The sequence below is a fragment of the Streptomyces himastatinicus ATCC 53653 genome (assembly GCF_000158915.1).
In the GTDB taxonomy this organism is placed as follows: domain Bacteria; phylum Actinomycetota; class Actinomycetes; order Streptomycetales; family Streptomycetaceae; genus Streptomyces; species Streptomyces himastatinicus.
Map to the genome: position 1 here is coordinate 1,330,572 of NZ_GG657754.1, position 23,649 is coordinate 1,354,220.

General features: G+C 72.3%; 21 protein-coding genes and 1 pseudogene. 19 read left to right on the top strand and 3 right to left on the bottom strand.

All coding sequences use genetic code 11. From position 1 onward, the window contains the following. Window positions 1-253 precede the first annotated feature (253 nt). The 12 genes from SSOG_RS04985 (at window position 254) to rpsN (ending at window position 12,006) form a co-directional block, all read left to right on the top strand. The gene (locus tag SSOG_RS04985) at window positions 254-1,510 is read left to right on the top strand and encodes an ATP-grasp domain-containing protein (RefSeq protein ID WP_009713120.1); all 1,257 of its coding nucleotides are present in this window, start codon (window positions 254-256) and stop codon (window positions 1,508-1,510) included. Continuing rightward, window positions 1,507-2,355, top strand: a complete 849-nt coding sequence (locus SSOG_RS04990) for a Rossmann-like domain-containing protein (protein ID WP_039936604.1) — start codon at window positions 1,507-1,509, stop codon at window positions 2,353-2,355. Before SSOG_RS04985 ends, SSOG_RS04990 begins: the two co-directional genes overlap by 4 nt. Continuing rightward, on the top strand, window positions 2,352-3,443 hold the full coding sequence (locus SSOG_RS04995; protein WP_009713122.1) for a PLP-dependent cysteine synthase family protein: 1,092 nt from the start codon (window positions 2,352-2,354) through the stop codon (window positions 3,441-3,443). Before SSOG_RS04990 ends, SSOG_RS04995 begins: the two co-directional genes overlap by 4 nt. Further along, window positions 3,440-4,519: a dipeptide epimerase gene (locus tag SSOG_RS05000; RefSeq protein ID WP_009713123.1), complete on the top strand. Its 1,080-nt coding sequence runs from the start codon at window positions 3,440-3,442 to the stop codon at window positions 4,517-4,519. The genes SSOG_RS04995 and SSOG_RS05000 overlap by 4 nt, the downstream gene beginning before the upstream one ends. Further along, window positions 4,503-5,756 carry an MFS transporter gene (locus SSOG_RS05005; RefSeq protein ID WP_039936605.1) on the top strand — a complete coding sequence of 418 codons (1,254 nt, stop codon included), beginning with the start codon at window positions 4,503-4,505 and terminating at the stop codon, window positions 5,754-5,756. Before SSOG_RS05000 ends, SSOG_RS05005 begins: the two co-directional genes overlap by 17 nt. Then, on the top strand, window positions 5,753-6,592 hold the full coding sequence (locus tag SSOG_RS05010; protein WP_009713125.1) for a class I SAM-dependent DNA methyltransferase: 840 nt from the start codon (window positions 5,753-5,755) through the stop codon (window positions 6,590-6,592). The genes SSOG_RS05005 and SSOG_RS05010 overlap by 4 nt, the downstream gene beginning before the upstream one ends. Next, the gene (locus SSOG_RS05015; RefSeq protein WP_009713126.1) at window positions 6,585-8,171 is read left to right on the top strand and encodes an ABC transporter substrate-binding protein; all 1,587 of its coding nucleotides are present in this window, start codon (window positions 6,585-6,587) and stop codon (window positions 8,169-8,171) included. Before SSOG_RS05010 ends, SSOG_RS05015 begins: the two co-directional genes overlap by 8 nt. Beyond that, window positions 8,168-9,121 carry an ABC transporter permease gene (locus SSOG_RS05020; RefSeq protein ID WP_009713127.1) on the top strand — a complete coding sequence of 318 codons (954 nt, stop codon included), beginning with the start codon at window positions 8,168-8,170 and terminating at the stop codon, window positions 9,119-9,121. Before SSOG_RS05015 ends, SSOG_RS05020 begins: the two co-directional genes overlap by 4 nt. Continuing rightward, window positions 9,118-9,939 carry an ABC transporter permease gene (locus SSOG_RS05025; RefSeq protein WP_039936606.1) on the top strand — a complete coding sequence of 274 codons (822 nt, stop codon included), beginning with the start codon at window positions 9,118-9,120 and terminating at the stop codon, window positions 9,937-9,939. Before SSOG_RS05020 ends, SSOG_RS05025 begins: the two co-directional genes overlap by 4 nt. Then, window positions 9,936-11,372, top strand: coding sequence for an ABC transporter ATP-binding protein (locus SSOG_RS05030; protein WP_009713129.1), 1,437 nt, complete (start codon window positions 9,936-9,938; stop codon window positions 11,370-11,372). The genes SSOG_RS05025 and SSOG_RS05030 overlap by 4 nt, the downstream gene beginning before the upstream one ends. A gap of 92 nt (window positions 11,373-11,464) precedes the next feature. Then, window positions 11,465-11,701: a 50S ribosomal protein L28 gene (gene rpmB, locus SSOG_RS05035; RefSeq protein WP_009713130.1), complete on the top strand. Its 237-nt coding sequence runs from the start codon at window positions 11,465-11,467 to the stop codon at window positions 11,699-11,701. Then, window positions 11,701-12,006, top strand: a complete 306-nt coding sequence (gene rpsN, locus SSOG_RS05040) for a 30S ribosomal protein S14 (protein WP_009713131.1) — start codon at window positions 11,701-11,703, stop codon at window positions 12,004-12,006. Before rpmB ends, rpsN begins: the two co-directional genes overlap by 1 nt. A 212-nt stretch (window positions 12,007-12,218) precedes the next feature. Here rpsN and SSOG_RS05045 read toward each other — a convergent pair whose 3' ends face one another. Further along, window positions 12,219-13,583 carry a sodium:solute symporter family protein gene (locus SSOG_RS05045; protein WP_009713132.1) on the bottom strand — a complete coding sequence of 455 codons (1,365 nt, stop codon included), beginning with the start codon at window positions 13,581-13,583 and terminating at the stop codon, window positions 12,219-12,221. Beyond that, window positions 13,580-13,780, bottom strand: coding sequence for a DUF3311 domain-containing protein (locus tag SSOG_RS05050; RefSeq protein ID WP_039936607.1), 201 nt, complete (start codon window positions 13,778-13,780; stop codon window positions 13,580-13,582). Before SSOG_RS05050 ends, SSOG_RS05045 begins: the two co-directional genes overlap by 4 nt. 420 nt (window positions 13,781-14,200) lie before the next feature. Between SSOG_RS05050 and SSOG_RS05055 the strand changes: the two genes are divergently transcribed. The 5 genes and pseudogenes from SSOG_RS05055 (at window position 14,201) to alc (ending at window position 20,529) form a co-directional block, all read left to right on the top strand. Then, entirely contained in the window at window positions 14,201-15,589 is a 1,389-nt protein-coding gene (locus SSOG_RS05055; protein WP_039936609.1) for an NAD-dependent malic enzyme, read from the top strand. Window positions 15,590-15,631: 42 nt separating this feature from the next. Continuing rightward, complete coding sequence (locus tag SSOG_RS05060; RefSeq protein WP_009713135.1) at window positions 15,632-16,465, top strand: hydroxypyruvate isomerase family protein; 834 nt, start codon at window positions 15,632-15,634, stop codon at window positions 16,463-16,465. Between the two features lie 33 nt (window positions 16,466-16,498). Then, window positions 16,499-17,395, top strand: a complete 897-nt coding sequence (locus tag SSOG_RS05065; protein WP_009713136.1) for a 2-hydroxy-3-oxopropionate reductase — start codon at window positions 16,499-16,501, stop codon at window positions 17,393-17,395. Between the two features lie 25 nt (window positions 17,396-17,420). Continuing rightward, window positions 17,421-19,199, top strand: coding sequence for a glyoxylate carboligase (gene gcl, locus SSOG_RS05070; protein ID WP_009713137.1), 1,779 nt, complete (start codon window positions 17,421-17,423; stop codon window positions 19,197-19,199). A 125-nt stretch (window positions 19,200-19,324) separates the two neighbouring features. Continuing rightward, window positions 19,325-20,529: pseudogene (alc, locus tag SSOG_RS58345) on the top strand (allantoicase). A 12-nt stretch (window positions 20,530-20,541) separates the two neighbouring features. Here the strand turns inward: alc and SSOG_RS05080 are convergent. Then, window positions 20,542-21,735, bottom strand: a complete 1,194-nt coding sequence (locus SSOG_RS05080) for a cytochrome P450 (protein ID WP_009713139.1) — start codon at window positions 21,733-21,735, stop codon at window positions 20,542-20,544. 129 nt (window positions 21,736-21,864) lie between these two features. Here SSOG_RS05080 and SSOG_RS05085 point away from each other — a divergent pair, with 129 nt between their 5' ends. Further along, window positions 21,865-23,340 carry an MFS transporter gene (locus tag SSOG_RS05085; RefSeq protein ID WP_039936610.1) on the top strand — a complete coding sequence of 492 codons (1,476 nt, stop codon included), beginning with the start codon at window positions 21,865-21,867 and terminating at the stop codon, window positions 23,338-23,340. 54 nt (window positions 23,341-23,394) lie between these two features. Continuing rightward, window positions 23,395-23,622, top strand: a complete 228-nt coding sequence (locus tag SSOG_RS05090) for a DUF5133 domain-containing protein (protein WP_009713141.1) — start codon at window positions 23,395-23,397, stop codon at window positions 23,620-23,622. The last annotated feature ends 27 nt before the right edge of the window (window positions 23,623-23,649 follow it).

Consider the following 23,649-nt stretch of genomic DNA (forward strand, 5'->3'; position numbering starts at 1 on the left):
GTCGGTGGCGGCGTGGGCGGGTGCGCCCGGGAGGAGGGCGGCGGCGCTTGCCCCGAGCGCGCACCACAGGGCGGTGCGTCGTGCAGCCGGAGTCATGTGTCTCGCAATCAGCTCAGGCAGATCTGGTCGGATCATCAGATGACAATGAAAACGATTATCGATATCGTCTAGGCGGTCAAGACGGGTGCCCCTGCCGCCAAGGCCGCTGCCCGGCCTGCCCGGAACCTCAACCGCACGGCGACGAAGGAGAGTTGTGGCTCATCTGCTGATGGTGGAGAGCTGGGTCGGATCGATGAGCAGGCTGCTGCCACGGGCGATCCGCGAGAACGGGCACGAGTTCACCTTCCTCACCCGTGACCTGCACCACTACCTGCGCTCCGCGCCCGAGGGCACCGCCCACCCGCTGCTCGCCGCGCGCCACGTGCTGACCGCCGACACCAACGACACCGCCACCCTGCTGCCGGCGGTCGAGCGGCTGCACACGGCTCTCGGTTTCGACGGGGTCATCACCTCCTGCGACTACTACCTGCCGGTGGCGGCGCGCCTCGCGGACCGGCTGGGGCTTCCCGGCCCGTCGGCCGAAGCGGTGGGGAACGCCTGCCGCAAGGACGCGACCCGGCGCGTCCTCGACGCCGCCGGAGTGCCCGGACCGCGGTTCGCGGTGCACTCCACGTGGGCCGAGGTGGCGGAAGGGGCCCGGGAGATCGGCTATCCGCTGGTCGTGAAGCCCGTGGACCTGTGCGCCGGGATGTACGTACGGCGCGTCGACGACGAGGCCGCGCTGCGGGACGCGTGGCGTGCGCTCGACGGCTTCCCGGTCAACGCCCGGGGCCAGCGCCGCTCCCCCGCCGTGCTGCTGGAGGAGCTGCTCGACGGCCCGGAGGTCAGCGTCGAGACCGTGTCGTACGGCGGCACCACCGAGGTGATCGGGGTGACCGACAAGAGCGTCGGCGGGGCGCCCGCGTTCATCGAGACCGGGCACATGTTCCCCGCCGCCCTCGCATCCGCCGACGCCGCGGCCGCGCGCGAGACCGCGGTGCTCGCCCTGAAGGCGCTCGGCCTGGACGACGTCGTCGCGCACACCGAGATCAAGCTGACCGCCGCCGGGCCGCGCGTGGTGGAGGTCAATCCGCGCCCCGCGGGCAACCGCATCACCGAACTGATCCGCCATGTCACGGGGGTCGACCTGGCCACCGCCTGTGTGGACGTCGCCCTCGGCCACCGGCCCGATCTGCGGGGCTGGGACACGGGGATGCGCAGCGCCGCCATCGGATTCCTGGTGCCGGCCACCGCGGGCACCCTGGCCTCGGTCGACGGCGGTGACGCGGCGCGGGAGGCGCCGGACGTGCTGGAGGTCCAGCTCGCCGAGCCCGGCAGGAGCGTCGAGGCGGCCGGGAGCAACAACGCATACCTCGGCCATGTCATGGCGGGCGATCCCGAAGGGCCCGGGGCCCGCGCCCGGGTCGAAGCGCTGCTGTCCGGACTGCGCCCGCGGGTGGTGGCCCCATGACCGCGCGCCCGCTCACCGCCGCGCCGCCGTGTTTCTCGTACGAGGAGCTGGCCGACCGGGTGCTGGACGGCGCCTTCGGGCCCGATCCGCGCACCCAGCGGATCGCCGTGGCCTTCACCACGCGCCAGGCCGTACGCCACGACGGCCGCAGCGGCGGCTATCGCAACGAGGTGCTCAGCCTGCGGCTGGGCGAGGCCGTCGGCTCGTGCGCGGTCGAGCCGGGCGCACTGCCCTACGAGGCGATCGACACCTGCGTCGGCGTGGACGTGGCCCGGCTGCTGCGCCACGAGCTGGCCCCGGTCCGCGTCGCCGCCCTCGACGCGTATCTCCTGCGGATGCTGCCGCACACCTCCGCGTCCGGTGCGCGCCCCCAGCCGCTGGCCGCCGGGACATCGCTGGAGAAGTCCCGCGCCCGCGCCGAGGCCGTCACCGGGCTGCTCGGGCCGGGGCCGGGCCGGACCGTTCTGGTCGTCGGTGTCGTCAACTCCCTTCTGGAGAGCCTGCGTTCACGTGGCCTGGGCTATGTGGCCTGCGATCTCAAGGGCGGTACGACGGAATGGGGCGAGCCGGTCGCCACCGACGCGCTCGCCCAGCTGGACCGCTGTGACGCCGTGCTCGCCTCCGGCATGACGCTCGGCAACGGCACCTTCGAACCGCTGCGGGAACACGCGCTGCGCCACGGGAAGCCACTGGTGATGTTCGCGCAGACCGGCAGCGCGATCCTGCCGCGCTTCGTGGGCGCCGGGGTCACGGCGGTGTGCGCCGAGCCCTACCCGTTCTTCTGGCTGGACGGCGGCCCCGGGCTGATCCACTGCTACGGAGGGCACTACGGGGGTCCCGCATGACCACGGCCGTCCATCACCCCACCGCCAACGGCGACCTCCTCGCGCTGCTCGGCCGCACCCCGCTCGCCCGGATCACCACCGATCTGCCCTGCCCCCATCCCGGTTTCTGGGCCAAGCTCGAAGGGCTCGGCGCCGGTGGTATGAAGGCCCGCGCCGCGGTGTCCATGCTGCTCGGCGCCCGGGAGCGCGGTGAACTGCGGCCCGGTGCGCCGGTGGTGGAGTCCACCTCCGGCACCCTGGGGGTCGGCCTGGCCTTCGCGGGCCAGGCGCTCGGCCATCCCATCGTGCTGGTCTGCGACACCGAGCTGGAACCGTCGATGCGGCGGTTGCTGCGCACCTACGGCGCCCAGCTGGAACTGGTCGACCGCCCGGCGGCCGAGGGCGGCTGGCAGGCCGCCCGTCTCGCCCGGCTGCGCGCGCTGCTGGCCCTGCTGCCGGACGCCTACTGGCCCGACCAGTACAACAACCCCGACAACACGGCCGGTTACGCCTCGCTCGCCCACGAACTGACCGCCCAGCTCGACCACCTCGACATCCTGGTGTGCAGCGTCGGCACCGGCGGCCACAGCGCGGGCATCGTCCGCCCGCTGCGCGGGCGCTGGCCCGGGCTGCGGCTCATCGGCGTCGACGCCACCGGCTCGACCATCTTCGGCCAGCCCGCCCGGCCCCGGCTCATGCGCGGCCTGGGCAGCAGCATCCATCCGCGCAACGTGGCCTACGGCGCCTTCGACGAGGTCCACTGGGTCGGCCCGGCCGAAGCGGCGGACTCCTGCCGACGGCTGGCCCGGGGCAGCTTCGTCAGCGGCGGCTGGAGCACCGGCGCTGTCGGACTCGTCGCCGCCTGGGCCGCCCGCGTCCACCCCGGCGCCGTGGTCGCCACCGTCTTCCCCGACGGGCCGCACCGCTACCTCGGCACCGTCTACGACGACGACTTCACCACCGCCCACGGCGTCGACCTCGCGACCGCCGCAACCCGTCCCGTGGAGATCGCCCACCCGCGCGCCGTCGAGGCCACCGGCTGGGCCCGCTGCACCACCGTCACCGACCCGCTGACCGGCGGGACCCCGATCCGGGAAGAGAGCCCGTGAACGTCAGCCAACGCACCGTAACGCTCCACCTCGCCGAGCCGCTTCGCATCTCCCGCTCCACCATGGCCGCGCGCGACGCCGTGTGGCTGCGGGTCGAGCACGCGGGACAGCGCGGCCACGGGGAGGCCGTCAGCAGCGCGTACTACGGCCTGGACACCGCCACCCTCCGGCGGCTGCTGCACGAAGCGGCCCTGGAGCTGGGCCGCTTCGCCGACCCGGAGAGCGCGCTGCGGGCCCTGTGGGAGGAGGAGCCGGGCCGTCGGCCCGCCGCGGTGACGGCGGCCGTCGAATCCGCGCTGCTCGACTTGTGCGGCAAGCGCGCGGGAGTCCCCGTCCACCGGCTCGTCGGCGCCACCGCCGAGCCGTTCGCCGCCACCGCCCGCACCCTCGGCATCGTCCCGGCCGAGCGCGCCGCGGCGCGGGCCCGGTGCCTGACCGACAGCGGGTTCTCCGTCATCAAGGTCAAGGCCGGTGCCGCGGACCCCGAGGACGACATGGCGCGGATACGGGCCGTACGGACCGCCGCGCCCCACGCCCGGCTGCTGCTCGATCCCAACGGCGCCTGGAGCGTGGCCCGGGCGCGCGAACTGCTCCCCATATGCGCGGAGTTGGGAGTCGAAGCTGTCGAACAGCCCATCGGGCCGGGCGACCCCGAGGCGCTGGCCCGCCTCGCCGAACACGCGCCGCTCCCCATCATCGCCGACGAGGACGCGGTGTCCTACGAGGACGTCCGCCGTCTCGCCGGACGGGTGCAGGGTGTCAACGTCAAGCTCGCCAAGTGCGGTGGCGTCCACGCGGCGCTGCGGATCGCCTCGCTCATCGAGGGCAGTGGCACCGCGCTGATGCTCGGCTGCCTGACCGCCAGCACCCTCGGTATCGCGCCCGCCGTCCACCTCGCGGGCCACGCCCGCTGGACCGACCTGGACGGACACCTGCTGCTCGCCCACGACCCGTGGACCGGCATCGGCGGCACCGACGGCGTGGTGCGGGCCAGTGGCCGCCCCGGGCTGGGCGTACGGCCGCTCGCCACCACCGAGGAAGAGGGAGAGGAGGGCCGCCATGAGAACGTGGCGTGAACTGCGCGGCTTCCCGCTCGCCATCCGGCTGCTCCTGGTCAACCAGCTCGGTGTCAACACCGGCTTCTATCTGCTCATCCCCTATCTCGCCACCCACCTCGGCGAGGATCTGGGCATGTCGGCGGCGGTCGTCGGCATCGTCCTCGGGGTGCGCAACCTCAGCCAGCAGGGCCTGTTCCTGATCGGCGGTTCGGCTGCGGACCGGCTGGGCGCGCGGGGCGTCATCATCGCCGGGTGCGCCGTACGCACCCTCGGATTCGCGCTGTTCGCGCTCGGCGACGGGCTGCCGGTGCTGCTGGCCGCGTCCGTGCTCAGCGGGCTCGCGGGGGCGCTGTTCAACCCGGCCGTGCGGGCGTATCTCGCCCGTGAGGCGGGCGGGCGCAGGGCGGAGGCGTTCGCCCTGTTCAACGTCTTCGCCACCACCGGCGCCCTCATCGGGCCGCTGCTCGGCAGCGCGCTGCTGCTGGTGGACTTCCGGGCCTCGGCGCTCACCGCCGCCGCCATCTTCGCGGTGCTGACCGTAGCCCAGGCACTGGTGCTGCCCGCCCGGGAGGTCGAGCCGTCGACGGGCGGTGTCCTCGCGGACTGGCGGGAAGTGGTGGGCAACCGCGCCTTCCTGGCCTTCGCGCTGGCCATGGTCGGCATGTTCACCCTGGAGAACCAGCTGTATCTGCTGCTGCCCGCCGGGGCGCGCCACGCCACCGGCTGGGACGGCGCGGCCGGGCTCGTGTTCCTCGTCGGTACGCTCGCCAACCTGGCGCTGCAACTGCGCGTCACCCGCGCCCTGAAGCGGCGCGGCAGCCGGGCGCGGTGGATCGGCGCGGGCCTCGCCCTCATGGGGCTGGCCTTCGTCCCGCCCATGCTGGTGGCGGGTGCCTCGCCCGGCGGGCGCGGCACGGCGGTGCTGTACGCGCTGCCGGTGCTGGCCGGTGCGCTGCTGCTGTACCTCGGGGTGATGGCCGCCCAGCCGTTCGTGATGGAGCTGATCCCGCGCTTCGGACGGCCGGAGCTGACCGGCACCTACTTCGGGGTGTTCTACGTGGTGTCCGGCATCGCCGCGGCCGTCGGCAACACGGCCGTCGGCTGGGCCATGGACACCGGGGAGGGCGGGGGCGCCGCCTGGCTGCCCTGGGCCTGCTGCGCGGGCTTCGGCCTCGTCTCGGCGGGCGGTGTCGCCTGGCTGCACCGCTCCGGTGCGCTGCCCGCCCGTACCGAAGCCGTGGTGGCGGCGGCGTGAGCGGGGACAGGAGAAGATCCGGCAATCTGCTCACCGACAGCCCGGAGTTGTACGAGGCCCGCTTCCCGGACCCCGAGCGGCTGGCCGGACGCTGGGCGGAGGACACCTTGCGGCGGTACGGCGCGGGGCCACGTGTCCTGGACATCGGCTGCGGCACCGGGCGCGACGCCGCGTATCTGCACCGCGCGGGCCGGGCGGTCATCGGCGCCGACCTCTCCCCGGCGATGCTCGACTACGCCCGCGAACGGCATCCCGGGCCGGAGTACCGCCGGGCCGACCTGCGCGGTTTCGCGCTCGGCACGTTCGACGCCGTCGTCTGTCTGGACAGCGCCCTGCTGTACTGCCACGGCAACGACGACCTCGACGGCTTCCTCGGCTCCTGCCGCCGCGCCCTCGCGCCCGGTGGCCTCCTCATGGCGGAGATGCGCAACGGCGCGTACTTCCTGGGCCGCACCGACCTCCTGGACACCCCGGCCGACGACGCGTTCACGTGGCGGGGAACCGGCTACCGGTCCACCACCACCCTCCGCGTCGACCGGACCGCGCAACTGCTGCGCCGCACCCGGGTGTGGACCTCCGACGACGGATCGCCGCCGGTCGAGCAGCGCTCCGCGTGGCGGCTGCTCCTCCCCCAGGAACTGCGCCACTTCCTGACCGCGCACGGCTTCACCGTCCTCGCGCTGTACGACGGGCCGGGGCCGCGCACCGATCCGCCGTGGCGGGACGGCGACACCCCCGGCGTCACGGCCGACGCCGACCGGCTGCACCTCATCGCCCGGCTGGACACGCCTCAGGGCGTGTCCGCACACCACCAGCCAAGGACACCGCATGCATGACGATCCCGCCCACCGCCTCCGCCACCCGGGCCTGCACCGCCGCGGCTTTCTCGCCGCCTCGGGCGCGGCCTCGCTCGGCGCGCTCGCCCTCACCGGATGTGGCGGCTCCCCCTCCGGCGCGTCCGGACACGGCGATGGCAAGCCGAAGCGTGGCGGGCGGCTGCGCGCCGCGTTCGCCGGTGGCGGGGCGAGCGAGAGCCTCGATCCGCATCTGGGCAGCCTCTTCGCCGACGCCGCCCGCGCCAAGGCGCTCTACGACAAGCTCGCCGACTACGACGCCTCCCTCGTGGCCCGGCCGCGCCTCGCCTCGGCGTGGGAGCCGAACGCGGGCCTGGACCGCTGGAAGGTCACCCTCAGGGAGGCCACCTTCCACGACGGAAAGCCGGTGACCGCGGACGATGTCCTCTTCAGCTACCGCCGCATCGCCGACCCGGAGAAGACGTTCCGCGCCAAGGCGTCGCTGGAACCCATCGATCTGAAGGCCAGCCGGGCACTGGACCGGCGGACCGTGGAGTTCGTCCTCAAGCGCCCGACCGCCGAATTCCCCAATGTGCTCGCCGCGTTCGGCGCGTACATCATCCCCGAGGGCGCCGGGGACTTCGACGACAAGCCGGTCGGCAGCGGGCCGTTCCGCCTCGTGTCATTCTCCCCCGGCCGCTCCACCGTCCTGCGGCGCAACGACGACTACTGGGACGGCGCCCCCTACCTGGACCGGCTGGAGTTCATCGTCGCCAACGACGAGTCCGCGCGCGTCAACTCCCTCCTCGGCGGCCAGGTGGAATACGCCCATGAGCTGAGCCCCACCACGGCGCGCGCCCACGAGAAGGCGGGCCAGATCGAGATCGTCCGGCTGCCGGGCAGCGCCATGCAGGCGTTCGCCATGAAGACCGACCGGCCGCCCTTCGACGACAAGCGGGTCCGTGAGGCGTTCTTCCTGATCGCCGACCGGAAGGAGCTGCTGAACGGCGCCCTGTCCGGGGCGGGCGAGATCGGCAACGACCTCTTCGGCAAGGGGTACGCGTACTACGCCGACGGCCTGCCGCAGCGCGAACAGGACCTCGGACGCGCGCGCAAGCTGCTGAAGCAGGCGGGCGCGGAAGACCTCCGGGTCACCCTCGACACGTCGGCCGTCGCCGCCGGATTCACCGAGGCCGCCGGAATCTTCCGCGACCAAGCCGCCAAGGCCGGGGTCACCATCAGGGTCCGCAACGGCAGCAAGGACTCCTACTGGAACGACATCCTCGACTCCGGCACCCTGTGCAGCTACCGCTCCGGTGCCATGCCCATCGAATCCCATCTCTCCCAGCGGCTGCTCACCGGCTCCACCACCAACGCCACCAAGTGGCAGCACAAGGACTTCGACGCCCTCTACCAGCAGGCCCAGTCCACCAGGGACGACAAGGACCGCGCCGCGGTGTACGAGCGCATGCAGCGCCGTCTGTACGCCGAAGGCGGCTTCCTGGTCTGGGGGTTCGCCGACTGGATCATCGGCACGGCCCGCACCGTGGGCGGCGTGGACCACCGGGCACCGGCCAACACCCTGGACTGGGCCCGGTTCGACAAGGTCTGGCTGCGGTGACGGGTCTGCGCTCCTGGCTCGCCCGGCGGCTGCTGCTCGGCGCGGCGCAGACCGTGGCCGTGGTGCTGCTGGTGTTCGCGCTCACCGAGGCGCTGCCGGGCGATGCCGCCGTGGCCCTGGCCGGGGACCAGCCCGACCCGGCGCGGATCGCCGCCATCCGGGAGGCCATGGACCTGGACCGGCCCGCGTACGAACGCCTGCTGGACTGGGCGGCCGGGCTGCTCCACGGCGACCTGGGCACCTCGCTGGTCTCCGGCCGCCCCGTCGGCTCGTACGTCAGCGACGGGTTCGGCCCGACGCTGCTGCTCGCCGGGCTCACGCTGCTGCTCCTGGTGCCGCTGGGGGTCGGTCTCGGTGTGCTCGCGGCCCGCCACGCGGGGCGCCGTACGGACCGGGCCATCAGCTCGGTGGCGCTCGGTGTCTACGCCGTCCCCGAATTCGCCCTCGGCACGCTCCTGGTGACCGCCTTCGCGCTGCGGCTGGGCTGGTTTCCGCCGACCGCCGTCGGCTACGGCACCGATCTGCTCGCCCACCCCGCCACCCTGGTGCTCCCCGTGCTCGTGCTGCTGTCCCGGCCGGTGTGTTCGCTGACCCGTCTGGTGCGCGCCGGAATGATCGACGCGCTGGCCTCGCCGTACGTCGCCCAAGCCCGCCGGTACGGCGTGTCCGGTGTCCGGGTGCGCTACGCACACGCCCTGCCGAACGCGGTCGCCCCGGCCGCCCAGCACCTCGCCCGCACCGTGGACTGGCTGCTGTGCGGCGTCATCGTCGTGGAGGGCCTCTTCGTGATCCCTGGGCTGGGAACCGTCCTGCTGAACGCGGTCGCCGAACGCGACATGCCCGTCGTCCAGGGGCTCGCCGTGGTGTTCGGGCTCATCACCGTCGTCCTGAACACCGGTGCCGATCTGGTGGCCCACCGCTTCGCTCCCCGGGCGGAGGTGACGGCGTGAGCACACACCTCGGCACGTGGGGGCGCTATGTCCTCGCCGCCGTGCTCGCCGGTGTCCCGCTCGCCCTGGCCCTGTTGGGGCCGTTCTTCGCGGGCGAGGCCGGGCCGCGCGCCGTGTCCTTCACGCTCGGCGGCGGCCACTGGCTCGGCACCGACTTCACCGGCCGCGACGTGTGGCGGCAGATCCTGCTCGGCGGACGTCCGGTGGTCCTGGTCGCGCTCGCCGCGACAGCTCTCACCTATCTGGTCGCCCTGCCGCTGGGGCTGCTGGCCGCGCTGACCCATCGGCGGCGGCTGGAAGACCTGCTCATGCGCCCCCTCGACGTGCTGCTCGCCGTGCCGTCGCTGCTGCTGATTCTGCTGGTGGCCACCGTCGCCGCGCCGGGCCCCGCGGGGCTCGCCCTGCTGGTGGCGCTCGTCAACATCCCGGACGCCGCCCGGATCGTACGCGCCGCCGCGGCCGAGGCCGCCTCGCGCCCCGCCGTGGAGGCGCTGCGCATGCAGGGCGAGAGCGGGTGGCGGATCGGGGTCGGCTACGTCGGCCGGTCCACCGTGCGCACCCTCGCCACCGACGCCGGTATCCGGCTCACCGGGGTGCTCTATCTGGTGGCCACGGCCGCGTTCCTGGGTGTCGGTGTCGCACCGGACGCCGCGGACTGGGCCGTCATGGTGGACCGCAACCGCACCGGGCTGTTCGTCCAGCCCTGGGCGGTCGTGGTGCCCGCGCTGCTGATCGTCGCCCTGACCGTGGGAAGCAACCTGCTGTTCGACGCCGTACTGGAGCGCCGTGGGCAACCGGATAAGGGGGTACGGACATGAACGCGGTCGCGGAGATCGAGGACTTGCGCATCGAGGTCGGCGGCCGGGCCATCGTCGACGGGGTGAGCCTGCGGGCGCTGCCGGGGAAGGTCACCGCGCTGGTGGGCTCGTCCGGCAGCGGCAAGACCACCACGGGCCTCGCGCTGCTCGGCGAGTACCCGGCGGGGGCGAGGGTCACCGGCCGGGTCCGGGTGGCCGACGGCCTGGCCGGATACGTGCCCCAGCACCCGGCAGCCGTCCTCAACCCGGCCCGCCGGGTCGGCGCACTGCTCGGCGACATCGCGCGCGGCCAGGTGCGGAGCCTGCCGCGCTCCGAGCGCCGCGCCGCCGCGCGCGAACACGTCTTCACCGCCCTGTCGCTCGCCCAACTCCCTGACAGGGATGAGGTGTTGCGCCGCTATCCGCATCAGCTGTCGGGCGGCCAGCAGCAGCGTGTGGTGCTCGCGCAGGCGCTGCTCCTCGGGGCCAGGGTGGTGGTCGCGGACGAACCGACCACCGGGCAGGACCCGGTGACGAAGCGGCGCATCGTCGAGCGGCTGTCCGCGGTCGCCGCGCAAGGCATCGCCGTGGTGCTGCTCAGCCACGACCTCGACGTGGTGCGGACGCTCGCCGACGAGGTCGTGGTGATGCGCGACGGCCGGGTGGTGGAGTCGGGACCGGCCGAGCGGGTGTGGCACGCCCCCGCCCACGCCTGGACCCGTCAACTCCTCGCCGCACACGGGCCAGCGCCGAAGGCCACGGGGCGCGTGCCGCCCGGCCAGGCCGTCCTGCGGGTGCGCGATCTGACGGCACGCCACGGGGCCACTCCCGTACTCCGCACCGGCGACCTCGCCGTCAGCGGCGGCACCTGTCTGGCCGTCCTCGGCCCCTCAGGCAGCGGCAAGACCACCCTCGGCCGCTGTCTGGCCGGACTCCACCGGGACCACGACGGACAGGTGCTGCTCGACGGGACGCCCCTGCCGCGCAGCCTGCGCTCGCGCACCCGGGAGCAGATCGCCGCCGTCCAGTACGTCTTCCAGGACGCGCGGGCCGCCTTCGACGAACACCGGCCGGTGCTGGACCAGGTGGCGCGCACGGCGATACGGCTCAGGGGCGTCGCCCCGGCCACGGCACGGGCCGAGGCGCGGACGGTCCTGGACCGCCTCGGGCTGGTGGACGAGCTGGTGCACCGGCTGCCCGGGCAGCTGTCCGGGGGTGAACTCCAGCGGGCGGCGCTGGCCCGCGCCCTGCTCGCCCGGCCACGGGTGCTGGTGTGCGACGAGATCACCTCGGGCCTGGACACCGTCACCCGGCGCGGCTTCCTCGATCTGCTCGCCACGCTGCTGCGCGACCGCGACGACCTGGCGCTGATCCTCATCACCCATGACGCGGCCACCGCGGCGCTCGCCTCGCGGACCGTGGTCGTGGAGGCGGGTGAGGCCATCGAGCACTAGCTTTTGGTTATCATTTTCATCTAGCTGCTACGGTGGCACCCGCATATCCCCCAACACGACCGAACACGACGAGACACCACCAGAGAGGACCCATGTCCGCCCACTGCCAACTCACCGGCCGCCGGCCCGGCTTCGGCAACCACGTCTCCCACTCCCACCGCCGCACCAAGCGCCGGTTCGACCCCAACATCCAGCGCAAGCGCTACTGGCTGCCCAGCGAGGGGCGCCATGTCCGGCTCACGCTCAGCGCCAGGGCCGTGAAGACCGTCGACAGCATCGGCGTCGAAGCGGCCGTGGCCCGCATCCGCGCCCGGGGAGGAAAGGTCTGATGGCGAAGAAGAGCAAGATCGCCAAGAATGACCGGCGGCACGCGATCGTCGCCCGTTACGCCCAGCGCCGCGCCCAGTTGAAGGCGCTCATCGCAGCCCCCCACACCCCGGATGAGGAACGTCTCGCCGCCGAGCGGGAGCTGCGCCGCCAGCCACGCGACGCCAGCGCCACGCGCGTACGCAACCGGGACTCCATCGACGGCCGCCCCCGGGGCCATCTGCGCGCCTTCGGCCTGTCCCGCATCCGGCTGCGCGAGATGGCGCACGCGGGTGAGCTTCCCGGGGTGACCAAGAGCAGCTGGTGACCCTTACGAGCATCACCGGCATACGCCGCCACCCCCGGCCGGGCCGGGGGTGGCGGCGTATGTGCGGGATGGGCGGATCAGCCGGCTCCGGCCGCGGCCTCGGGCTGGACCTGCGGCGGGGGCGGGAGCGGGGCGTCCCGCCGTGCGGGGTGGCGGCGGAAACGGCCACCATCACCACGGCATTGAGGAACCAGGGGCGATGACACCCACGTTCAGGTCCTTGACGGCCTGCGGAAAGAGCCGGCATCAGACTGCCGACCGTGACACCGGAGAGGGTGACGACGGCGACCGTGACCACACCGACGACGATGCCCGCTGCGGCCAGCGAGGGTGACGAACCGCCGCGCACTCAGGCTCGCGAGCAGGGCGGGGAAGAGCTGGGTCACCAGGGCGTAGCCCATGAGCAGCAGGGACACGATCGAGTCGCCGCCGTTGAAGGTGAAGTACAGGGAGACCAGCGCGAGGGCGGGGACCAGCCACTGCGCCAGGCGGGTCACCTGACGGTCGGTGGTCTGCGGGCGGGCGAGGCGGTAGACGTTCTTCGCCAGGCAGGTCGCGGAGGTCATGAGGAGCAGCGACCCGGGGACCAGCGCGGTGAGCAGTCCCGCCCCGCCCACGATGCCCACGAACCACGAGGGGAACGTGGCGGTGGTGATGCGCAGCAGCGAGAGGTCCGCGTCGGCGCCCTTGAGGCCGGGCACGACGAGGATGGCCGCGAAGCCGGCGAAGAAGACGAAGAGCAGGATGAGCTGGTAGAGCGGCATGAAGATGGCGTTGCGGCGGAAGACACGTTCGTTCTGGGCGCTATAGGAGGCGCTGAAGGTGTGCGGCCACATGTAGAAGCCCAGCGCGGAGAGCAGCACGGTGGAGGAGAACCACGAGGTGCTCATGCCGCTGGTGGGCAGCGTGATGAAGTCCGGATGGGCCTTGTCGACCGCCTGGAACATGTCCTCGAAGCCGCCGAAGTAGTGGATCGGCAGGTAGATGCCGAGGATCAGGACGACCGCGAGGATGGCGACGTCCTTCATCACGGCCGTCCACGCCGAACCGTGGATGCCCGAGATGGTGACGTAGACAGTCAGCGCGACGGTGCCGATGACGATGGCCCAGTGGGAGGGGATCTTGCCGTCGGAGGAGACCGAGACGATGATCCCGAGTCCCTTCAGCTGGAGGACGAGGTACGGCACCATCGCGATGACACCGACGAGGGCCACGAGCGCGCCCAGCAGCGGGCTCTCGAACTTGGCGACGAAGAAGTCGGACTGCGAGATGAGCCGGTGCTGCTTGGCGTAGCGCCACACGGCCGGGAGCAGCCAGTAGGACAGCACATAGGCGAGTGAGGCGTAACAGAGGATGTAGTACGCCGGGGCGCCCTTGCCGTACGCCCAGCCCGAGGCGCCGAGGAAGGTGAAGGTCGTGTAGATCTCGCCGGCCAGCAGCAGGAAGACGAAGATCGTTCCGAAGCCGCGGCCACCGACCGACCACTGCTCGAGGTCCATGTCCCGGCCGCGGCGGGCACGCAGGCCCAGCAGGAGCGAGGCGGCGAGGAAGACGAAGATGATGCCGAGGGCGATCACGCGGCGTCCTCCTCACGGTTGGCGGGGTCGAGCCGGTAGATGACGGCCATGGTCGCCGAGATCAGGACGACCCACAGGACCAGCCAGAAGAGGATGAACGGCATACCGAGGACGTAGGGCGTCACCCGGTTCACGAAGAAGATCCCCCCGAGGATCCCGAGAAACGGGATCGCGCCGAGCAGATGGATGGGTTTCACGTCAAGAACCTCCTGGGCTGGCCGCACTCCACAGACGGGGCGGGGCTCCTCTGGGGATGACACGAGCGTGGGACGGTCCCGCCGGGGTGATGCCACCGGGGGACGGCTCGGCCCTGGAAGAGGGGGCGGTCACCTCTCCCCGATCCAGGCCATTCCACTTCGCGGAAAACTTTTTTCAACTGGGAGATGTATAGGTCGGCCGCGACCCCATGTCAACGCTTCGCACGCAGCGGGCTGATCAAACCTTTTGCTGAAGCGGACCCATCGCCATCAACCGCCGCCAGGGGGTTGACGCCGACGCACCTCAAGGGTTGTTATTCCGCTAAGCAAAAATCACTATCCGCATCGTGGAAGTTCACGAAAGTGGCGGATGGAGCCGTCCGGCGCTCCAGAGGCGCCCCGAACGTGCGAGGTCAGTCCATGCCCACACCGAGTCCCGGATTCGCCCTCACCCTGCGTGCGGAGGCCCCCGCCGACGCCGCCTCCACCCGGCGGCTGGCCGCGGCGGTGGGCGACGCCGGGGGTGTGCTCACCGCGCTCGACGTCGTCGAGACCGGTACCGACCGCATCGTGGTCGACCTGACCTGCGACGCCGTCGACAGCGATCACATCCAGGTCATCGCCGACGCGGTGGCGGCGCTGGACGGGGTGGGCGTGCGCACGGTCGGCGACGCCACGTTCCTCATGCACATCGGGGGCAAGCTGGAGGTCAGCCCCCGGGTCGAGCTGCACAACCGCGACGACCTCTCCCGCGCCTACACCCCAGGGGTGGCCCGCGTCTGCCGGGCCATCGCCACCGCCCCGGACGAGGCCCGGCGCCTCACCGTGAAGGGCAACACGGTCGCGGTCGTCACCGACGGATCGGCCGTGCTGGGCCTCGGCAACCTGGGCCCCGCGGCCGCCCTGCCCGTCATGGAGGGCAAGGCCGCCCTGTTCAAGCGGTTCGCCGACGTGGACGCGTGGCCGGTCTGCCTGGGCACCCAGGACACCGACGAGATCGTCCGGACCGTCGAGCTGATCGCCCCGGTCTACGGAGGTGTCAACCTCGAGGACATCGCCGCACCGCGCTGCTTCGAGATCGAACGGCGGCTGCGCGAGAAGCTGGACATCCCGGTCTTCCACGACGACCAGCACGGCACGGCCGTCGTCGTCCTGGCCGCCCTCACCAACGCCCTGCGCGTGGTCGGCAAGAAACTCGCCGACACGACGATCGTGGTGAGCGGGGTGGGCGCCGCGGGGACCGCCATCATCCGGCTGCTGGCCGCCGAGGGCGCGGGCGACATCGTGGCCTGCGACCGGTCCGGTGTCGTCCACCGCGACCGGCCAGGGCTGGACGACTCCCGCCGTCGGCTCGCGGAGCGCACCAACGCCGGAAACCGCTCCGGCAGCGTGGCGGACGCCCTGCGCGGCGCGGACGTCTTCATCGGGGTGTCCGCACCCGACATCCTGAACGGAGAGGACGTAGCGGCCATGGCGGACGACGCGATCGTCTTCGCCCTGGCCAACCCCGACCCCGAGGTCGATCCGGTCCAGGCGCGGCGCCACGCCACCGTCGTCGCCACCGGCCGCAGCGACTACCCCAACCAGATCAACAACGTGCTGGCCTTCCCCGGCATCTTCCGCGGGCTCCTCGACGCGAGCGCCCGGGAGATCTCCGACGCGATGCTCATCGCCGCGGCCCGCGCCATCGCCGACACGGTGGCGGCCGGGGATCTGCACGCCGGACACATCGTCCCCAGCGTCTTCGACCCGGACGTCGCGCCCGCGGTCGCCGCGGCGGTCCGGGACGCGAGCCGCACCCGAACCTGACAAGAACACCTGGCAAGACACCTACGTCCTGGGATGTGAGAAATGAGCGCCCACCGTCTCCCGTACACGGTCAACCTGTCGATCCTCTTCACCGAGCTGCCGCTGCTGGAGCGCCCGGCCGCGGCGAAGGCCGCCGGGTTCGACGCGGTCGAGTTCTGGTGGCCCCACGCGGTGGCGGTGCCGGAGGACAAGGACGTCGACGCCTTCGTCCGCGCGGTGCGGGACGCCGGGGTCCAGCTGACCGGTCTGAACTTCTTCGCCGGTGACATGCCGGGCGGCGACCGCGGCCTGGTGTCCTGGCCCGCCCGCAGCGCGGAGTTCCGCGACAACATCGACGTGACCGTGGGGATCGGCGAACAGCTGGGCTGCCGCGCGTTCAACGCCCTCTACGGCAACCGCGTCGACGGAGCCGACCCGGCGGAGCAGGACGCCCTCGCCGCCGAGAACCTGGCGCTCGCAGCCGAGGTGGCACGGCGCATCGGCGGCACGGTGCTGGTGGAGCCGGTCAGCGGCGCCCCCGCGTACCCCCTGCTCACCGCGGCGGACGCGCTCGGCGTCATCGACCGGGTGGAGCGCGCGTCCGGCGCCCGCAATGTGCGCTTCCTCGCCGACTTCTACCACCTGGCCGTGAACGGCGACGACGTGGCCGGTGTGATCGCCGCCCACGCGGACCGCGTCGGCCATGTGCAGATCGCGGACGCGCCCGGCCGGGGCGCGCCGGGCACCGGCGGGCTGGACCTCGACGGGCTGCTCACCGCGATCGAGACGGCGGGCTACGACGGCTGGGTGGGCCTGGAGTACAAGGCCCAGGGCCCGAGCGCCGACAGCTTCGACTGGCTCCCGCGCGAGCGGCGCGGCAGCACCGCCCGCGCCTGACCGAGCCCTCAAAGCAACCACACGGAGGAAACCATGAGCGCCACTTCACGGAAGATCACCTTCATCGGCCTGGGCATCATGGGCGGCCCGATGGCCGCCAACCTGGTCAAGGCCGGGCACACCGTCACCGGCTACAACCGCAGCCGCCCCGCCGTCGACAAGCTCGCGGCGGCCGGTGGCCACGGCGCGGACAGCATCGCGCAGGCGGTGCGCGACGCCGAGGTCGTCATCACCATGGTCCCGGCCGACCCGCAGGTGAAGGAGGTCGTCCTCGGCGAGGGCGGCGTCCTGGAACACGCCGCGCCGGGCACCCTGCTGATCGACATGAGCAGCATCACCCCGCAGACCTCCCTGGAGGTCGAGGCCGCCGCGAAGGACAAGGGCATCCGCACCCTGGACGCCCCGGTCTCCGGCGGCGAGGCCGGGGCCATCGAGGCCGTCCTGTCCATCATGGTCGGCGGCGAGCCGGACGACTTCGCCGAGGCGAAGCCGGTGTTCGAGGCGCTGGGCACCACCATCGTGCACGTCGGCCCGCACGGCGCGGGACAGACGGTCAAGGCCGCCAACCAGCTGATGGTCGCCGTCCACCTCCAGGCCCTGGCCGAGTCCGTGGTGTTCCTGGAGAACGCCGGGGTGGACCTGGGGGCCGCGCTGGAGGTCCTCGGCGGCGGCCTGGCCGGATCGACCGTACTGGCCCGCAAGCGGGACGCCGTACTGAGCCGTTCGTTCCAGCCCGGTTTCCGCATCGACCTGCACCACAAGGACATGGGCATCGTCACCGACGCCGCCCGGGCGGTCGGCGCACCGCTGCCCGTCGGCGCCGTCGTCGCCCAGCTGGTCGCCTCCGCCCGCGCCTGCGGCGACGGCGACCTGGACCACTCCGCACTGCTGCGCGGCGTCGAGCGCCTGGCCGGCCGCGACATCCACTGAACCCCCGGAACCACAGGAGAACCCCATGGCGCGTATGACAGCGGCCCAGGCGGCGGTGGAGATCCTGAAGCGTGAGGGCACCACTCACGTCTTCGGTCTCCCCGGCGCGGCGATCAACCCCTTCTACGCCGCGATGCGCAGCAACGGCGGCCTCACCCACGTCCTGGCCCGGCATGTCGAGGGCGCCTCGCACATGGCCGAGGGCTACACCCGTGCCGAGGCCGGGAACATCGGCGTCTGTGTGGGCACCAGCGGCCCCGCGGGCACCGACATGATCACCGGTCTGTACTCGGCGAGCGCCGATTCGATCCCGATCCTGTGCATCACCGGCCAGGCGGCGGTGGCCAAGCTGCACAAGGAGGACTTCCAGGCGGTCGACATCGCCTCGATCGCGGCGCCGCTGACCAAGATGGCCATGACCGTGCTGGAGCCCGCCCAGGTGCCGGGCGCGTTCCAGCAGGCGTTCCACCTGATGCGGTCCGGCCGCCCCGGACCGGTGCTGATCGACCTGCCCATCGACGTCCAGATGGCCGAGATCGAGTTCGACCCGGACACCTATGAGCCGCTGCCGATCCACAAGCCCGCCGCGACCCGGGCGCAGATCGACAAGGCGATCGGCCTGCTCCAGGCCGCCCAGCGGCCGCTGCTGGTCGCCGGTGGCGGCATCATCAACGCCGACGCGGCCGATCTGCTGGTGGAGTTCGCCGAGCTGACCGGGGTGCCGGTCGTGCCCACCCTGATGGGCTGGGGCACCATCCCCGACGACCACCCGCTGATGGCGGGCATGGTCGGCCTCCAGACCTCCCACCGCTACGGCAACGCCACCCTGCTGGAGTCGGACTTCGTCCTCGGCATCGGCAACCGCTGGGCCAACCGCCACACCGGCGGCGTCGACACGTACACGAAGGACCGCACCTTCGTGCACGTCGACATCGAACCCACCCAGATCGGCCGGGTGTTCGCGCCCGACTACGGCATCGTCTCCGACGCCCGGGCCGCCCTGGAGCTGTTCGTCGAGGCCGCCAGGGAACTCAAGTCGGCCGGCCGCCTCCAGGACCGCGGCGACTGGGCCGACAGCTGCCGCAGGCGCAAGGGCTCGATGCTGCGCAGGACCCACTTCGACCAGGTGCCGGTCAAACCGCAGCGCGTCTACGAGGAGATGAACCGGGCGTTCGGACCGGACACCCGCTACGTCTCCACCATCGGCCTCTCCCAGATCCAGGCCGCCCAGATGCTGCACGTCTACCGCCCCCGGCACTGGATCAACGCCGGTCAGGCCGGGCCGCTGGGCTGGACCGTCCCGGCCGCGCTGGGCGTGGCGACCGCCGCCCCGGACGCCCCCGTCGTCGCCCTCTCCGGCGACTACGACTTCCAGTTCATGATCGAGGAACTCGCCGTCGGGGCCCAGTTCCAGATCCCGTATCTCCACGTCGTCGTCAACAACGCCTATCTGGGGCTGATCCGCCAGGCCCAGCGCGGTTTCGACATGGACTTCTGCGTCCAGCTCTCCTTCGACAACGTCAACGCCCCCGAGGTCGGCGGCTACGGGGTCGACCACGTCAAGGTCGCCGAAGGGCTCGGCTGCAAGGCCATCCGGGTCTTCGAACCCGACCGCATCGCACCCGCGCTGGAAGAGGCCAAGAAGCTGATGGCCGAACACCGGGTCCCGGTCGTCGTCGAGATCATCCTGGAGCGCATCACCAACGTGTCCATGGGCACCGAACTCGACAACGTCAACGAGTTCGAGGAACTCGCCACCAGCCCCGAACACGCCCCCACGGCGGTCCGCACCGCCATCGGCTGACCCCCGGGCGGCATCGCCCGGCACCCCACAGCTCCTCCCGGCGGCGTGATCCACGCGGTCGAAGCCGCGCCGCCGGGAGGCTCACCCCAACGGCTCCCGAGCCGGCTCCCGAGCCGAGGAGAGACATGACGGACTTCACCCTGCTGCCCGACCTCGCCGCCCGCGCCCTCGGCGGCGGCGTCATCGCCGCCAACGACGAGTTCTTCGCCGAGAAGGAGAACCTGCTGCGCCCCGCGGCAGCGGTCTTCCAGCCCCACACCTTCGGCCACAAGGGCCAGATCATGGACGGCTGGGAGACCCGTCGCCGCCGCCCCGAATTCGAGGACGGGGACCACGACTGGGCGATCGTCCGCCTCGGCACCCCCGGAGTGATCCACGGCGTCATCGTCGACACGGCCCACTTCACCGGCAACTACCCCGAACACTGCGCGCTGGAGGCGTGCGCGGTCGAAGGCCATCCCACGCCCGAGGAGATCGCGGGCGCCACATGGGTGCCCATCGTGCCGAAGAGCGCCCTGCGGCGGCGACAGCGAGCACCGCTTCCCGGTGGACGTGGAGCAGCGCTTCACCCATGTCCGGCTCCGCATCTTCCCCGACGGGGGCGTCGCGCGGCTGCGCGTCCACGGACAGGTGGCGCCGGATCCGCGCTTCCTCACCACCACGGCCTTCGACCTGGCCGCCGTGTAGAAGGGTGGCCAGGTCGTCTACGCCAGCAACCGCTTCTACTCCCCGCCCAACAACGTCCTGGCCCCCGGGCTGCCCTTTGGTCATGGGCGACGGCTGGGAGACCAGCAGGCGCCGCGACGACGGCAACGACTGGATCGTCGCGCAGCTCGCCGCCCGCGGCCGCATCACCCACGCCACGATCGACACCTCGTACTTCATCGGCAACTCCCCCGGCTCGGCCCGGCTCCAGGGCATCGACGCCACCGGCGGGGGCCTGGACGCCCCCGACGCGTGGTTCGACCTGCTGCCGCGCACCCGGTTGCAGCGCGACACCCCGCACCGCTTCCGGGTCACCACCACCCAGCCGGTCACCCACATCCGGCTGGACATCCACCCCGACGGCGGCCTGGCCCGCCTCCGGCTCTTCGGCTCCCCCACCTCGGACGGCCTCGGCGCGCTCGGGCTGCGCTGGTTCGATCTGCTGCCGCCGGACCAGGCGTCGGCCGTCCTCACCGCCGAGTGCGGCGCCCCGGCGGACTGGGCGCGGGACTTCGCGGCCGCGCGGCCCTTCTCCGACGAGTCCGGGCTGCACAAGGCGCTGGAGGGGGCCGACCCGCTCACCGCCTCCCGGGTACGCGGCCTGCTGGGCGTGAACCCGGCCTGAACCGGGGCGGGTTCACCAGGCCACGGGCAGTTCGTAGACGCCGTAGACCGATCCGTCGTGCTTGAAGGGGATCTTCTCCAGATCGGTGGCCAGCCGGAGGGTCGGGATACGGCGGTAGAGGGTGCTGTAGACGACCTGGAGCTCCATCCGGGCCAGCGGCTGGCCCAGGCACTGGTGCACCCCGAAGCCGAACGCCACATGGCGGCGGGCGTCGCGCCGGAGGTCCAGCCGGTCGGGGTCGGGGAACACCTCGGGGTCGCGGTTGGCGATGTCGTTGGCCAGGATGATCCCCTCCCCGGCCCGGATGACCTGGCCCGCGACCTCGATGTCCGCCAGCGCCACCCGGCGGCGCCCGCTGTGGGTGATGTTGAGGTAGCGCAGCAGCTCCTCCACCGCCGAGGCGACCAGCTTCGGATCGTCGCTCTCGCGCAGCAGGGCGAGCTGGCCGGGGTTCTCCAGCAGGGCGAGGGTGCCCAGCGCGATCATGTTCGCGGTGGTCTCGTGGCCCGCGAGCAGGAGCAGCACGCCCATCTGGGCCGCCTCCTCGCGGGTCATCTCGCCCGCCGTGATCCGCCGGGCCAGACCGGACAGCAGATCGTCCACGGGGTGGGCGATCTTCTCGCCCATCAGGCCGTCCAGGTAGCCGAGCAGCGCTCCGTGGGCGGCCTGCCGCTGCTCGGGCGTCACCTCGCGGTTGATGAGGACCTTGCTGTTGTCCTGGAAGAAGTCGTGGTCGGCGTACGGCACTCCGAGCAGCTCGCAGATCACCAGCGAGGGCACCGGCAGGGCGAACGCCTGCACCAGGTCGACGGGCGTGGGACCGGCCAGCAGCTCGTCGATGAGGTCATCCACGATCTTCTGCACGGCCGGACGCATCGCCGCCACCCGCTTGATGGCGAACGGCGCCGTGACCATCCGCCGGAGCCGGGCGTGTTCGGGGTCGTCCATCAGGATGAAGCTGATGGCGGTGCCGCCCTTGGGCAGCGGGGCCGAGCTCGGATATCCGGGCCGGGTGATGTCGGCGCTGACCCTCGGATCGCCCAGCACGGTCCGCTGCTCGGCGTGCCGGGTCACCAGCCACGGTGTGCTGCCGTCCCACAGCCGGACCCTCGCGAGCGGCCCCTCCTCCATCGTCTCGCGCAGCGCGGGCGGCGGGTCGAACGGGCAGCCCGCCGCCCTGGCCATCGGAAACTCCGCAAGCGTCATGCCTGTTCCTTCCTCTTCTGTGACATGGCCTTCGCCTCCGATCCGGGCGTCGTCCGGTGATCAGGCAACCCGATCCGGTACATTAAGTCAACCAGCTGATTTAAATGTGTTCCCGACGGAGGCCCCGCCATGTCCGACGCCCTGCCCAGACCCGCCCCCGCCGGGTCCTCCGGACCGCCGCGCACGAACGCCGTCGTGGCGGTCCTGGCCTTCGCCGGGATCGTGGTCTCGCTGATGCAGACCCTGGTGATCCCGCTGATCCCGGAGCTCCCCACTCTGCTGCACGCCTCCGCGGCGGACACCACCTGGGCCATCACCGCCACCCTGCTCGCGGCCGCCGTCGCGACACCGGTGATCGGGCGGCTGGGAGACATGTACGGCAAGCGGCGCATGCTCCTGATCAGCCTGGGCCTGCTGGTCGCCGGGTCGGCCGTCGGCGCCCTCAGCGACTCGCTGGCCCCCATGGTCGTCGGACGGACCCTCCAGGGCCTGGCGGCCGGGGTCATACCGCTCGGCATCAGCATCATGCGCGACGAACTGCCCGCGGAGCGGCTCGGCGCGGCGACCGCCCTGATGAGCGCCTCGCTCGGGGTCGGCGGCGCCCTGGGCCTGCCCGCCGCCGCGCTGCTGGCCGAACGCGCCGACTGGCATGTGCTGTTCTGGACGGCGGCCGGGTTCGGGGTGCTCGCCACCGCGCTCGTGGCCAGGCTCGTACCGGAATCCGCGGTGCGCAGCGGCGGACGCTTCGACGTGGCGGGGGCGGCCGGTCTGTCGATCGCGCTGGTGTGCCTGCTGCTGGCGATCTCCAAGGGCGCCACGTGGGGCTGGACCAGCGGCCTCACCCTCGGGCTGTTCCTCGTCTCGGCGGTCACGCTGGCGCTGTGGGGCCGGTGGGAACTGCGCACCGCGCGGCCGCTGGTGGACCTGCGCACCACCGCACGGCGTCAAGTGCTGCTCACCAACCTCGCCTCCGCGGTGTTCGGCTTCTCCATGTTCGCGATGTCCCTGCTGATGCCGCAGCTGCTCCAGCTGCCGAAGGCCACCGGTTACGGACTCGGGGAGACGATGCTGACCGTCGGCCTGGTCATGGCGCCGTCGGGTCTGGTGATGATGGCCATGGCGCCGCTGTCCGCGCGCATCTCCAAGAACCAGGGCCCCAAGGTGACGCTGATGGTCGGCGCCGTCGTGGTCTCCGCCGGATACGGCCTCAACATCGTGCTGATGTCCGCCATCTGGCACCTCGTCCTGGTCTCCTGCGTCATCGGGGCCGGAATCGGGCTCGCCTACGGCGCCATGCCCGCGCTCGTCATGGCGGCGGTGCCGGTGACGGAGACGGCCGCGGCCAACAGCCTCAACACCCTGATGCGGTCCATCGGCACCTCGATCTCCAGCGCGGTCGCGGGCGTCGTCCTGGCCGAGATGACCACCACGCTCGGCTCCGTCGCCCTCCCCGCCCAGAACGGCTTCCGGGTGGTCATGGCGGTCGGCGCCGGGGCCGCCCTCCTCGCCTTCGTCCTCGCCTCGTTCCTCCCCCGGCAGCGCCCGACGCCCGCCGCGGCGCCCGCGACCGCGACGACCGCGCATGGGGTCTCGCGCACCGGGTAGACGGATCGGCGACCAGCCCGATGTCCGCAGTCCCATCACCCGAGGAGAGCCCCCATGCTGATGGCCCACCCCGCCGTGTTGCGCAATCTCGTCGAGCAGTACGAGACCCTGCACGCCCTGCACGCCGACGTGGGCAGCCCGGAGGTCCGGCAGCGCATGGACGACGTCGCCTACACGCTGTGCGTCTCCACCGGGACCCGGGACGTGGACACCGCCCTGATCGCCGCCCGCCACCAGCTCCCCGGCGCCCGCGTCCAGGACGACTCCCTGCTGAGCACATGACGCCGGGCCGATGACGGCCTGCGCCGG